The 13,493-nt window shown below is 50.9% G+C and carries 8 protein-coding genes; 1 reads left to right on the top strand and 7 read right to left on the bottom strand.

Annotated elements, in window-relative coordinates; all coding sequences use genetic code 11:
* Positions 1–186: 186 nt before the first annotated feature.
* The 4 genes from AJE_RS15145 to AJE_RS15130 all read right to left on the bottom strand — a co-directional run bounded on the left by AJE_RS15145 (position 187) and on the right by AJE_RS15130 (position 6,158).
* Positions 187–3,306: an efflux RND transporter permease subunit gene (locus tag AJE_RS15145; protein ID WP_008951569.1), complete on the bottom strand. Its 3,120-nt coding sequence runs from the start codon at positions 3,304–3,306 to the stop codon at positions 187–189.
* Positions 3,307–3,445: 139 nt separating this feature from the next.
* On the bottom strand, positions 3,446–4,426 hold the full coding sequence (locus tag AJE_RS15140) for an efflux RND transporter periplasmic adaptor subunit (RefSeq protein ID WP_008951568.1): 981 nt from the start codon (positions 4,424–4,426) through the stop codon (positions 3,446–3,448).
* Entirely contained in the window at positions 4,423–5,754 is a 1,332-nt protein-coding gene (locus tag AJE_RS15135) for a TolC family protein (RefSeq protein WP_008951567.1), read from the bottom strand. The genes AJE_RS15140 and AJE_RS15135 overlap by 4 nt, the downstream gene beginning before the upstream one ends.
* Before the next feature lie 44 nt (positions 5,755–5,798).
* Positions 5,799–6,158 (bottom strand): hypothetical protein, encoded by a 360-nt coding sequence (locus AJE_RS15130; RefSeq protein WP_237709374.1) that lies wholly within the window; start codon positions 6,156–6,158, stop codon positions 5,799–5,801.
* A 790-nt stretch (positions 6,159–6,948) separates the two neighbouring features.
* On the opposite strand from AJE_RS15130, the gene AJE_RS15125 reads away from it, so the two are divergent.
* The gene (locus AJE_RS15125; protein WP_008951565.1) at positions 6,949–8,400 is read left to right on the top strand and encodes an anion permease; all 1,452 of its coding nucleotides are present in this window, start codon (positions 6,949–6,951) and stop codon (positions 8,398–8,400) included.
* Positions 8,401–8,621: 221 nt separating this feature from the next.
* On the opposite strand, the gene gcvP is transcribed toward AJE_RS15125, so the two are convergent.
* From gcvP to gcvT, 3 genes are all read right to left on the bottom strand, one after another.
* Positions 8,622–11,513 (bottom strand): aminomethyl-transferring glycine dehydrogenase, encoded by a 2,892-nt coding sequence (gcvP, locus tag AJE_RS15120; protein WP_008951564.1) that lies wholly within the window; start codon positions 11,511–11,513, stop codon positions 8,622–8,624.
* Positions 11,514–11,592: 79 nt separating this feature from the next.
* Positions 11,593–11,982: a glycine cleavage system protein GcvH gene (gene gcvH / locus AJE_RS15115; protein ID WP_008951563.1), complete on the bottom strand. Its 390-nt coding sequence runs from the start codon at positions 11,980–11,982 to the stop codon at positions 11,593–11,595.
* Between the two features lie 132 nt (positions 11,983–12,114).
* Complete coding sequence (gene gcvT / locus AJE_RS15110; RefSeq protein ID WP_008951562.1) at positions 12,115–13,194, bottom strand: glycine cleavage system aminomethyltransferase GcvT; 1,080 nt, start codon at positions 13,192–13,194, stop codon at positions 12,115–12,117.
* Positions 13,195–13,493: the final 299 nt, after the last annotated feature.

Genomic DNA, 13,493 nt, shown 5'->3' with positions numbered 1-13,493 from the left:
ACCTTAGGGCATGTTGACGTTTGTGGCTTGTTTTTGCAGCTGTTTGGCTGGTGTTTATACAAGGCAGAGCTTGTGATGTGTAGTTGTTCTACATGAACAAGCGATAACGCGGTTGTAGCATGCGCGGGATACCCGATAGGGTCATCCCGCGGTAACGCTTGCCACATTATTGAGGATGACAACGATCTAATCAGCTAACCTTTGGTCATTCTGATGCAGCCAGTGGTATAACGCCGGCAGTACCACTAATGTCAGCAAAGTAGCCGAGATAATACCGCCGATCACCACGGTTGCCAGCGGACGTTGTACTTCTGCGCCGGTGCCGGTGTTCAGCGCCATTGGTACAAAGCCGAGGCTGGCGACCAGTGCGGTCATCAATACCGGGCGTAACCGGATCAAGGCACCTTCTACCACGGCATACAGTAAATCGCCTTTTTCCTGCCACAACTGCCGCATAAACGATACCATCACCAGGCCGTTCAGCACTGCAACGCCCGATAACGCAATAAAGCCCACGCCTGCGGAAATGGATAATGGCATCCCCCGCAGCCACAGTGCCAGTATGCCGCCCGTCAATGCCAGTGGCACACCAGTAAAGATAATCAGCGCATCTTTGAGCGAGTTAAACGCCATCACCAACAAGGCAATAATCAGTAATAAGGTCACCGGCACGACGATTGCCAGCCGTTTACTGGCGGCTTCCAGTTGCTCAAAAGTCCCGCCATAATCCAGCCAGTAACCGGCTGGCAGGCTGACGTCGGTACTTATCCGCTGTTTGAGCTCGGCAACAAAGCTACCCAGATCACGCTCACGCACATTGGCCGATACCACAATACGGCGCTTACCGTTTTCGCGGCTGATTTGTGCCGGGGCGCTTTGCATATCCAGCGTGGCAATTTCATTTAGCGGTACATAACCGCCATCCGGTGTTGGAATAGGTAACCATGATAGGTTATCAATATCACTGCGGATTTGCTCCGGTAAACGCACGATTAGCTGAAACCGGCGATCACCTTCGTAGATTACCCCAGCCTCTTTGCCACCAATCGACGTGGCGATAATATCCTGAAACTGGCTAACCGTTAGTCCGTAACGGGCTAACGCCGTTAGCTTTGGCGTGACTGACAGTACCGGTAAACCGGATACCTGTTCAGTTTTTACATCGGCAGCGCCGCTAATACTATTAGCAACCTGCTCAATGCGGTTCGCAATGCGTAACAGTACATCCAGATCATCACCAAACACTTTAATGCCTACATCCGAACGCACACCAGAAATCAGCTCGTTAAAACGCATCTGAATCGGCTGGGTAAATTCGTAGTTATTACCGGGCAGTTGCTCCAGCGCCTGTTCCATTTCAGCAACAAGCGTCGCTTTGGTTTTACGTGGATCCGGCCATTCGCTGCGTGGTTTTAAAATTACAAAATTATCAGCCACATTGGGCGGCATCGGGTCGGTTGCCACCTCTGGCGTGCCAATCTTCGCAAAAACTTTATCCACTTCCGGAAACTGCTTAATCCGTTGTTCAAGCACTTCCTGCATCTCGACCGACTGCTTAAGCCCGGTACCAGTGACTCGCATAGCATGCAGCGCAATATCGCCTTCATCCAGCTGTGGAATAAACTCGGAACCGAGCGTTGTTGCCAGCCACAAACACACAGCTACAAGCACGGTTGCCAAGCTCGCCACCAATAAACGTAGCTTGATAACGGCATACAACACTGGCCGGTACAGTGATTTAGCCGCCACGATAACCCGACTTTCCTGTTCGTTGATTTTACCGCTCATAAACACGGCAACGGCGGCAGGAACCACAGTCAGTGACAGTACCATTGCTGCCAGCAAGGCCATTACTACAGTGGCAGCCATCGGGTGGAACATTTTGCCTTCAACGCCAGTCAGGGCAAAAATAGGGATATAAACTACCGTAATAATCGCCACGCCGAACAAGCTGGGTTTAATCACTTCAGTGGTGGCTTCAAACACCACTTTCAGGCGTTCGCGCAGTACCAGCAAACCGCCGGTCTGATGTTGTGCCATTCCTAAGCGCCGGATACAGTTTTCGACAATAATCACCGCGCCATCAACTATCAGGCCAAAATCCAGTGCCCCCAGGCTCATCAGGTTTGCCGATACGCCCTGCTGCACCATGCCGGTTATCGTTGCCAGCATCGCCAGTGGAATAACTGCAGCAGTAATCAGTGCAGCGCGGATATTACCCAGCAGCACAAACAGTACCACAATGACCAGTAATGCCCCTTCCAGCAGATTTTTTTGCACAGTCGCAATGGTTTTATCTACCAACGTGGTACGGTCATATACCGCTTCAACAATCACATCTTCCGGTAATGAAGCTTTTATTTCTTCCAGCTTTTGCGCAGCATCACGGGCAACGGTCCGCGAGTTTTCACCCAGCAGCATCATCACCGTACCCATTACGGTTTCGTGGCCATCGCGGGTGGCGGCACCGGTACGTAACTCTTTGCCAAGCCCTACTTCTGCCACATCTTTTATCCGGATAGGTACTGAGCCATTTAACGCCACCACCACATTTTCAATACTACTGATAGTACTGAGCTGGCTGGGCGAACGTACCAGTAATTGCTGGCCATTACGCTCAATGTAACCTGCACCACGGTTAGCATTATTGCTAAGCAGTGCTTCTGACAGTTGCGGCAACGTAATACCCACTGCCAGCATTTTTGCCGGATCAGGCATCACATGGTACTGTTTGTCATAACCACCGATAGTATTAACCTCAACCACACCGGGTACTTGCGCCAGTTGCGGTTTGATAATCCAGTCCTGCACTTCACGCAAATACATGGCATCTAGCGGTTTGCCATTTGCATCGGTAGCGCCGGGTTTAACATCGACGGTATAAACAAATATTTCACCAAGACCCGTAGCAATGGGCCCCATTTGCGGCTCCAGCCCAGCAGGCAGCGCATTCTTAATACTGCCAAGCCGCTCATTAAGCAGGTTACGGGCAAAGTAAATGTCGGTGCCTTCTTCAAACACCACCGTTACCTGTGACAAACCATAACGTGACAACGAACGGGTATATTTCAGTTTTGGCAAGCCATAAAGCGCCGTTTCCACCACAAAGGTAATCCGTTGTTCGGCTTCCAGAGGTGAATAACCAGGCGCTTCAGTGTTAATTTGTACCTGTACGTTGGTAATATCAGGTACCGCATCGATAGGTAATCGCTGGTAACTCCACAGCCCGGCGCCAATCAGTAACAAGATCAGGCCCAGCATCAGATACCGTCGCTCAATCGAGAAACGAACGATAGCTTCAATCATGTTTATCTCCTTCTCATTTGCCTGAGCGAGTAAAGGTTACGCAAGGCAAAAACGACTCAGCAGCGCAGTTTACATGCCGTAAATGAGCATGCTGAGCCGGTTTTAACGCCGCAGAACCAAAGCTTAGCCAGGCAAATTTTTAGTGTTCGTGAGCTGCGCCGGCCTTTTCGATCTCGGCCTTAATCAGATAACTATTTACCACCACATACTCTTCAGCCGCATGCAAACCAGACAGCACTTCCGTAAAGCGGCCATCGGTGCGGCCTAGCTGCAGTGGCCGCGGTTCATAGCGGTTGCCTTCGCGCACAAACACCACCTGCTTACCTTCCAGATCCTGTAAGGCCTTGTTATCTATCACCAGAGAAACATCTATGATTTCAGCATCCACCAGCGCACTGACCCGCTCTCCGGCAGAAAAACGGCCGTTGCTGTTATCCAGTTCAACCCGCGCCAATACATAAGGCTGGCCGGAGGCCGGCAAAATATGGGTGATCTGACTATCAACCCTGCCGCCGCGAGCTTCAATATGCACCGGCAAACCCGTTTTTATCTCATCCATTGCGGCCGGGAATACTTTCAGCTCAGCCCACAGTATGCTGCTGTCTGCCAGTGAAAATAACGTTTCACCGGCTGTGTATTCGCCCTGACTGGCATATTGCTGTAATAACACCCCCGCTATCGGCGCGGTTACCGGATAAGTGCGCAGGCTGTCATTGGATTCCACCAGCGCCAGCACCTCGTCTTTTTTCACTGTGTCGCCCACGGTAGGCCTGATCTGGGTAATCATGCCGGGAAAACGGGCTCGCACCTGAGCTTGCCGGTTAGGAGGGATCACCAGTTCACCGTATAACGGAATATGGCGTTCAATGGTACCAGCACCGGCAGTCGCCACCTCAATCCCTACCCTTTTTGCCATGTCGGCATCAATCGTTGCGGCTTCATCGTGATCATCATCATGATCGCTGCCATGATTGTGCCCGCTATCATCGTGGGCATGAGCACTGTTTATTTGCGCCGTTTTCGGCTTTTCATCATGGCTGTGGCCCGGCCCGGCCTGAGCAGGTGCAACAGCCATACCCTGAGCAATCAGTAATGCAAGGAATAACGCGGAATATTTCATTTGGAAGATCCTGATTCAGTAGTGATAAGCTGAGTGGATGTGGTTATGGCAAGAGGTGATGCCGCAAGCGCAACACCGGTAAGCTGCTCAATCAGCACCTGATTACTCAGTGCGGTACTGGCAGCATTAACCAACTCAAGCTGAGCGTCTTGTAGTGCCTGACGGGCAGAAATCCACTCTGCATAGCCATAACGGCCACGGCGGTATGCGTCTTCAGTTTGTTGTAGTGCCTGCTCCAGTAGCGGCAGAATATCGCGCTGCATATCCTTTACTGCCATACTGCTGTAACGGTGAGTTTGCCAGGCCTGATACAAGCGGGCGCGTAAATCCAGCAAGGCGGTTTCTTTTTCAAACTGTTCCGCCTGAGACTCTGCCTGCGCCGCAGTTATCGCCCCCTGATTACGCTGTTTACTGAACAAGGGCACCGACACTCCGGCAACCAAGCCAAAATCACGGCTTTCCTGTGAGCGCATGGCACCAAGCTGCCAGCGGACATCACCGGCTGACTGACTTTGCGTCAGTGTCAGCTCAGCATCACGCAAGCGTTGCCGGGCGGCAAAAACCTCCACAGTGGGGGTTGCCAGCACGTGTTGATAAAGTGTTTGAAAGGATGGGCTTTGCGCCAGCTGAAATAAATCACCACTAACCTGATTAAAATCAGCTTGTTCCGCCCCCCATAAACTGACCAGCGCTAACTTGCTGCTATCCAGCTCGGTTTGCAGTAAGCCATGCTGCAACTGTGCTTGCTTAAAGGCCACTTTCGCCCTTAGTTGCTCGGCCTCCGGTGCTGCACCACGCTGCACCCGCTGCGTTACCAGCGTTAAAGCCTGCTCAGTCATACTCACGGTTTGTGCCGCCAGTGCCATTTTCTGCTGCAATGTCAGCACGGTTACAAAGCGTTGGGTCAGCTCGCCCAGTAAATCCAGGCTGGCCGCCTGGCGCTGTGCCAGCAATAATTCCTGATTTGCACTGGACACCGCCATCCGGGCCTGGCGCTTATCGCCCAGTTCAATCACTGAAGATAATGACACCGTAACTTCGAGGCTTTTAACACCCGACATATCCCCCGTGCCAAAGGCATTATCGGCCTGCAAGCCCAGTTCATAGCCTGGGTTCAGTTCAGCCAGTTGTTGCTGCCCGGCAGCCGCTTTTAAGCGCCAATCAAATACCTGGAGCTGTGGGTGTTGTTGCAACACCTTTTTCGCTGCTTGTTGCAGCGTTAAATCCGCTGTTGCAGCTTCAGATGCCACTGCCTGATGCAGCAGAATGCTACTGGCAACCAGCAAACCAAACGCAGCAAAGCGCATAGTGTTTGATTTTAAAAACATAGCAAAATCCTGTTATTGGTAATGTAAAAACCAGAAAAACAGAATCAGCTGATGGGTGGGCGGTAAATGCTTAGTTTAGAGGAAGAGGGGAAATCATTCAGGTAAGATACCAGTAGTTCATTAGTCATTACCGGCAAAGCCGGTAATGGCTTAAACAAGCCAATATGAGCATGACAATGACTACAATAGTCGCAACCAGTATGCACTGAGGCATCGGTAAATGCTGATTGCTCTGCTGCCACAACTTCTGCAGTATCCGACCATAATATTTGATGATGAATATCATCAGCAGAGTGTTGAGCCGCAAAAGCGCTGGAAACGACACATAGCAACTGCACAACCAGCAATAATGCCATCAGCATTTTGCTTAGCGGTGTTCTGGCTAGTGCATCGTTACTTATCACGGTATGTCATCTTACTTATCAGTTAATTTTTTAGGTACGAACACAGCACGTTAATCACCGGCTCTACATCGGCATGCGCGCTGCAAAGGCTCCAGCTTGTCGCCAGCCAAATGTTTCCGGAGCTGATGCTTCAGTAGCGATCACTCAGGTAAATTGCACATCTTAGATGATGTGGCATTTTCGATGTATATGCCCTGATATCAGTTATAACCTTATCAAGACTTTACCACTTTTGCACGACATTCTTATGTAATGCCAATACTTAATTTTTATAAGGCAAGAGTTGAGCGCTCTTCGATAAGCTTGTTTGTTCTGATATTACGGCGTTACTCCTGCTCGTTGGCACTCATCTCAAGTGGCTGCAGATAATCTTCGTGCAATATCCCAGCGAGGTGTACTGCACCTATGCCATTTTTAAACAGCGCTCCCCCTGTTAATGATAATCGACAATTTCAACATTCCTGGCATTACCGACCACTGGCTGGATTTGTCAATTTCAAAAAGCTGCAGCGTTGCTATACATTGAAAACTTTTGATCACATCTAAGCATATATCGATCAGCATCAAATCGATGTTAGGTTATTATCTATAGTCCACTCGCCGGCTTCTACCTTGGCAATTTCCGTCCGACCGTTTGGGATCTGACGTCGAAGGATCACTTGCGAAAACGCTGACAGCGAAGCTTCAGCAGCCGCAATTGTTTGTGATAGATCAGGCTAAGTTGATTTTGGCAGCTCAAAGTTGCATTTTCCTTGCTAAGCTAAGTTTATATACACTTTGGAGAAACCTTATGCCAGCCTGGTCGAAAGCACTACTGCCGCTGTTATTGGCAATGTTAATTTTGTTATTACCGGTGCCTGACGGCTTAGATCCACATGCCTGGCGCTTTTTTGCTATTTTTGTGGCAGTAATAGCCGGGTTAATCTTAGAGCCCCTGCCGGGCGCCGTGGTAGGTTTATCGGCAGTGGTGTTGGTGGCTATTGCAGCGCCATGGGTGTTATTTAGCCCAACGCAGTTAGCCACGACTAACTTTAATAGTGCGGGTACAGCGTTTCGCTGGGCCATTGCCGGTTTTGGTAACTCTACCGTTTGGCTTATTTTTAGTGCCTTTATGTTTGCCGCAGGCTACGAAAAAACGCAGTTTGGTAAAAGGTTAGCCTTATTGCTGGTAAAGAAAATGGGTAAAAACACCCTCACCCTTGGTTATGCGATCAGCTTTGCCGATTTATTGCTCGCTCCTTTTACACCGTCTAACACGGCCAGAAGTGGCGGCACCATCTTCCCTATTATCTCTAACCTGCCGGCCCTGTATGGCTCCAAACCTAATGATCCAAGCGCCCGGCTGATTGGCTCTTATTTGATGTGGGTCGCCATTGCCGCAACCTGTGTCACCAGCTCAATGTTTTTATCAGCACTAGCCCCCAATTTACTGGCCACCGCCTTAGTAAAAAGCCAAATAGATATTAGTATTAGCTGGGCCACCTGGGCATTAGCATTTTTACCGGTAGGGGTGATACTGCTGCTACTAACCCCTTTGCTGGCGTATTGGTTTTACCCGCCAACCATAAAAAGCAATGAAGAAGTCCCGCGCTGGGCCGCAACAGAGCTGGCTAAACTTGGCCCGATGCAGCTAAAAGAGTGGTTACTGGTCAGTTTTGTTTGCTTAGCCCTGGTACTGTGGATCTTTGCCGGTAAATATATTGAGCCGGCATTAGCTGCCTTACTGGTGATTTGTTTAATGTTATATACCAAAGTGTTGGACTGGTCAGATATTACCGGCAATAAGGCCGCCTGGAATACGCTGGTGTGGTTTGCGACCTTGGTAACTCTGGCCGGAGGCTTATCTGATGTCGGCTTTATCCGTTGGCTGGGTGTCTTAGGTGGCCAATGGCTGGGCGATTTATCACCCGTTGCTGCTACACTGATCTTAGTGATAGCCTTTTATCTATTGCACTACTTATTTGCCAGCAGCACAGCACATACTACTGCATTACTGCCAGTGACGCTGGCTATCGGTGCCGCGATACCCGGCATGAATTTACTGATCTTCAGCTTATTACTGGTAACGTCATTAGGCTTAATGGGCATCCTGACCCCTTACGGCACAGGCCCCAGCCCGATTTATTTTGGTAGTGGTTATTTGCCGGCACACGACTATTGGCGCCTTGGCACCATTTTCGGTCTGTTGTACCTTGCCGTGTTACTATTAGTTGGCTATCCGTGGTTACAATTTCTGTTTTAACATTAAATTTTGCTCAATCAAGCCGGGTAAGTGGTTTCTTTAAAGATTAGCTACAAATGGCTTTTAATCATGACGGCTCATAAAAGCAAAAAGCGACCCAGCTCTGGTCGCTTTTTAATTGGCTTTTCACACTTCTTGCCAGTATTACATTGCAGCCCTGCTCAGTTTAGCATCTAGCTGCTAAGCTAAAGCGCCAGTAACTAGCCTGGCGTTTACACTTATTACCGGTAAGCCTCCGGGCTTGGGCATGAACACATCAAATTCCGGTCGCCGTAGACGTCGTCGATACGGGTAACCGTTGGCCAGAACTTGTTTTCTGCCACAAACTGCGCCGGGAAGGCGGCGTAGGTGCGCTCGTAGGCACGATCCCAGCTTGGGTCCAGAATGTCGGCCATGGTGTGTGGTGCGTAAGCCAGTGGGTTATTATCCACTGTCCACTCGCCGGCTTCTACCTTGGCAATTTCGGCTCTGATGGTCGTCATCGCTTCGATAAACTTATCCAGCTCGGCTTTGCTTTCTGATTCGGTTGGCTCAATCATTAGCGTGCCAGCGACCGGGAAGCTCATCGTCGGTGAGTGGTAACCAAAGTCCATTAAGCGCTTGGCGATATCCATCTCGGTAATACCGCTGGCTTCTTTTAATGGCCGAATATCGATAATACATTCGTGCGCTACGCGGCCATGAGTACCAACATACAGCACCGGGAAGTGCGGGTTCAGTTTCTTGGCGACGTAGTTCGCGTTCAGGATCGCGAATTCAGTGGCTTGTTTTAAGCCTTCGCTACCCATCATCGCGATATACATCCAGCTGATTGGCAGAATACCGGCGCTACCAAAAGGTGCTGCCGATACAGCACCATTGCTGGCGCCGGTGCCGTCGATTTTTACGACCGCATGGTTAGGTAAAAACGGCGCTAAATGGCTCTTCACGCCGATTGGGCCCATACCCGGGCCACCACCGCCGTGCGGGATACAGAAGGTTTTGTGCAGGTTTAGGTGCGATACGTCTGAGCCGATAAAGCCTGGCGAGGTTAAGCCCACCTGAGCGTTCATATTGGCGCCGTCCATATACACCTGGCCGCCGTAGGAGTGGATCACCTCACACAGTTCGGCGATGGTTTCTTCAAATACACCGTGCGTAGACGGGTAAGTCACCATAATGGCCGCTAAGCGATCGCCGACTTCGGCGGCTTTGGCTTTTAAGTCGGTCATATCGATATTGCCTGACTTATCGCAGTCTACCAGCACAACTTCGTAGTTGGTCATGGCCGCAGTAGCCGGGTTAGTACCGTGCGCCGATACCGGAATTAAACAGATATTACGATGGCCTTCGCCACGGCTTTCGTGGTACTTACGAATCGCCACCATACCGGCGTACTCGCCCTGAGCGCCTGAGTTTGGCTGCATCGAGATAGTGTCGTAGCCCGTGATATTAACCAGCCAGTCGCCCAGCTCGTTGATCATCTGGTAGTAACCTTCGGCCTGATCGCGTGGCACGAACGGGTGCAGAGACGCGAACTCTGGCCAGGTGATCGGGATCATCTCAGCGGTGGCGTTCAGTTTCATCGTGCATGAACCTAACGAAATCATCGAGTGGTTCAGCGCTAAGTCTTTGTTTTCCAGCTTTTTGATATAACGCAGCATCTCAGTTTCGCTGTGATACTGGTTAAATACCGGGTGGCTTAATACGGCAGAGGTGCGTACTAAGTCGGCCGGGATAGAGGCTGAGCCATTAGCAACGATCTGTGCATCCAAGGCGTTAACGTCTAAACCATGGCCGGCACTTAACACGATATCAAACAGCTGTGCGATATCCCCAGCCTGAGTGGCTTCGCTAAAACTTACCGCCAGGCTATCGGCCACGTCCGTACGCAGGTTAACACCGGCTGCTAAGGCGCGGGCAACAACAGCAGCGCGATCAGCAACTTTAAAAGTAACGGTATCGAACCAGTGGCTATTCACCAGGGCAACGCCTTTGGCTTTTAAGCCAGCAGCGAAGATATCGGCGCTGCGGTGAATGCGCTCGGCGATATCTTTTAAGCCTTGCGGGCCATGATACACGGCATAGAAGGAGGCGATATTGGCCAGTAATACCTGGGCAGTACAGATGTTCGAGTTAGCTTTTTCGCGGCGGATATGCTGCTCGCGGGTTTGCATTGCCATACGCAGTGCCTGATTGCCACGGCGATCTTTCGACACACCGATAATGCGGCCCGGCATAGAGCGCTTATAGGCATCGCGGGTCGCGAAGAAGGCAGCGTGTGGGCCACCAAAGGCCATTGGCACACCAAAGCGCTGCATAGAGCCTAATACGACATCGGCGCCCAGCTCGCCCGGTGCTTTTAACAGCATTAACGCCATTGGGTCTGTTGCTACTGCAACAATGGCTTTTTTCGCCTGCAGCGCGGCAATTAAGGCGCTGTCGTTACGGATATCACCGTTAGTGGTTGGGTACTGTAATAAGGCACCGAATACGTCCTGCTCAGCCGCTTCGCTGGCTTTACCCACCACAATATCAAAACCAAACATTTCGGCGCGGGTTTTTACCACGTCGATGGTTTGTGGGTGCACGTCGTCGGCAATAAAATACAGGTTAGACTTGCTCTTAGTCACGCGCTTGGCCAGGGCCATGGCTTCGGCAGCGGCGGTTGCTTCGTCCAGCAGCGAGGCGCTGGCCAGTTCCATACCAGTTAAGTCTAAAGATAACTGTTGGAAGTTTAACAGCGACTCTAAACGGCCCTGGGCAATTTCCGGCTGGTATGGCGTGTACGCTGTGTACCAGCCCGGGTTTTCCAGCACGTTACGTAAAATCACGTGCGGGGTCAGTGTTGGGTGGTAACCCATACCAATGTAAGACTTATACATTTTATTTTTAGACGCAGCAGCCTTTAAATACGCCAGGGCGTCTACTTCAGTGCGGCTGTCGCCAATGGCCAAAGGTTTTGGCAGGCGAATGCTCTGCGGCACGGTTTGCGCAATCAGCTGCTCGATGCTGTCTACGCCAAGTTCCTGCAGCATAGCCGCAGTTTCGGCAGCATCCGGGCCAATATGGCGCTGGATAAATTCGTCGTGTTTCGCAAGTTGCGTCAGGGTTTTCACAGCGGTATGGGTCATGCTCATTATCCTGGTAGTGCTTTCTAACATAAAGCCCCGTTATCTACGGGGCTTTAGGGTGGCAGGATCTGCCGTAATATTAAGCTTCGTCAATCGCGCTCTGATAACCGGCGGCGTCTAACAGGGCGCCGAGCTCAGCTTCGTCTGCGATTTTAATCTTAAACATCCAGCCATCTTCGTACGGGCTGCTGTTTACCAGCTCTGGCGAGTCGCTCAGGGCATCGTTTACGGCAACAATTTCACCTGAAACCGGCGCATAAATATCTGACGCCGCTTTTACTGATTCTGCAACGGCGCAATCATCGCCCTGGCCTACCGTTTCGCCCACTTCCGGTAATTCTACGAATACCATATCACCCAGTAATTCCTGAGCGTGCTCAGTGATACCTACGGTGTAGATGCCATCGCCTTCAGCGCGCAGCCATTCGTGGCTGGATGCGTATTTTAAGTTTGCAGGAATGTTGCTCATTGTAAGTTCCTTAGCTGTGTGTTCTTGCCACCTGCCGCCCTGTTAGCACAGGCACGGCCAGGTGAAGCCTCTCTGGTCTTTCCGGCAGCAGGCCGGCATCGTTATTGTATTATTTTTGGCCAGCTATAAAGCTTAGACCAGTTTTTTACCCATGCGCACAAAGGCCGGTTTTACTACTTTTACCGGCACCAGTTTACCGCGAATATCCACTTCTGCTGTATCGCCGGTCGCGGCAGGTACCCGCGCCATCGCAATACTAAAGCCCAGCGTCGGCGAGAAAGTACCAGAGGTAATTTCACCTTCACCGGCAGCAGTAATCACTTTCTGGCCATGGCGCAATACACCTTTTTGCTCCATCACCAAACCCACCAGCTTAGCGGTGCCGGCGACTTTGGCCTGCTCCAGCGCGGTGCGGCCGATAAAGTTACGATCGCTAGGCTCCCAGGCGATGGTCCAGCCCATATTGGCGGCCAGTGGTGATACCGTTTCGTCCATATCCTGACCATACAGGTTCATGCCGGCTTCTAAGCGCAGGGTGTCGCGGGCGCCTAAACCACAGGGTTTGACGCCGGCAGTTACCAGCTGTTGCCAGAAGTCTGCCGCCTGCTCGTTTGGCAGCGCAATTTCGTAACCGTCTTCACCGGTATAACCGGTGGTAGCGATAAATAAGTTACCCGCCTGCACGCCAAAAAACGGCTTCATGCCAGCGACAGCAGCTTGCTGCTCCGCCGTTAACAAGGTTGCCACCTTGGCTTTGGCATTCGGGCCCTGCACGGCAATCATCGCAAATTCCGGGCGCTCGGTTACCGTAACGTTAAAGGCTTTGGCTTCAGCGTTGATATGGGCTAAGTCTTTTTCGCGGGTGGCAGAGTTCACTACTAAACGGAAGAAATCTTCTTGCAGGAAGTACACGATTAAATCGTCAATGACGCCGCCGGTGCTGTTTAACATGCCGCTATACAGGGCTTTGCCGGGGGTAGTGAGTTTGGCAACGTCGTTGGCTAATAAATAACGCAGGAAGTTACGGGTATTGGCACCGGTTAAGTCAACAATGGTCATATGCGACACATCGAACATGCCGGCATCCTGACGGACGGCGTGGTGTTCTTCAATCTGAGAGCCGTAGTTAATTGGCATATCCCAGCCGAAGAAATCGACCATTTTCGCACCAGCAGCCAGATGGCTGGCGTGTAACGCGGTTTTTTGAGCCATTATTTTTTCCTGTTTATTATGCGGGCCGGCAGCTTAATATTGAGCTTGGCTAATAAACCTTTGTTATCAGCCTATTACGCAATATTGCTACCAGTCTGACTAAAAAATACTGCTCGATTATACCCGATACCCCCGCCAGCAAACAGCCCAATTTGGATTACTTTTTGTAATGCGACAGCCGGGGTTACCAAAAAAACTAAGGCAAATTTATGACAGCAATATGGTTCAGTGCCCGTAACCGGATTAATCACGCCAAGACGCCGTAAATACCTCCCTGTAGGCTTCATTCAGGCATCCAT

Source organism: Alishewanella jeotgali KCTC 22429 (genome assembly GCF_000245735.1).
Taxonomy (GTDB): Bacteria; Pseudomonadota; Gammaproteobacteria; order Enterobacterales; family Alteromonadaceae; genus Alishewanella; species Alishewanella jeotgali.
The sequence above is the reverse complement of the archived record's forward strand: the minus strand, read 5'-3'. Positions and strand labels throughout refer to the sequence as shown.

Excerpts from the sequence above, each read along its gene's own strand:
- AJE_RS15145 (WP_008951569.1), bottom strand. The coding sequence starts at position 3,306 with ATGATTGAAGCTATCGTTCGTTTCTCGATTGAGCGACGGTATCTGATG.
- AJE_RS15140 (WP_008951568.1), bottom strand. The coding sequence starts at position 4,426 with ATGAAATATTCCGCGTTATTCCTTGCATTACTGATTGCTCAGGGTATG.
- AJE_RS15135 (WP_008951567.1), bottom strand. The coding sequence starts at position 5,754 with ATGTTTTTAAAATCAAACACTATGCGCTTTGCTGCGTTTGGTTTGCTG.
- AJE_RS15125 (WP_008951565.1), top strand. The coding sequence starts at position 6,949 with ATGCCAGCCTGGTCGAAAGCACTACTGCCGCTGTTATTGGCAATGTTA.
- gcvP (WP_008951564.1), bottom strand. The coding sequence starts at position 11,513 with ATGACCCATACCGCTGTGAAAACCCTGACGCAACTTGCGAAACACGAC.
- gcvH (WP_008951563.1), bottom strand. The coding sequence starts at position 11,982 with ATGAGCAACATTCCTGCAAACTTAAAATACGCATCCAGCCACGAATGG.
- gcvT (WP_008951562.1), bottom strand. The coding sequence starts at position 13,194 with ATGGCTCAAAAAACCGCGTTACACGCCAGCCATCTGGCTGCTGGTGCG.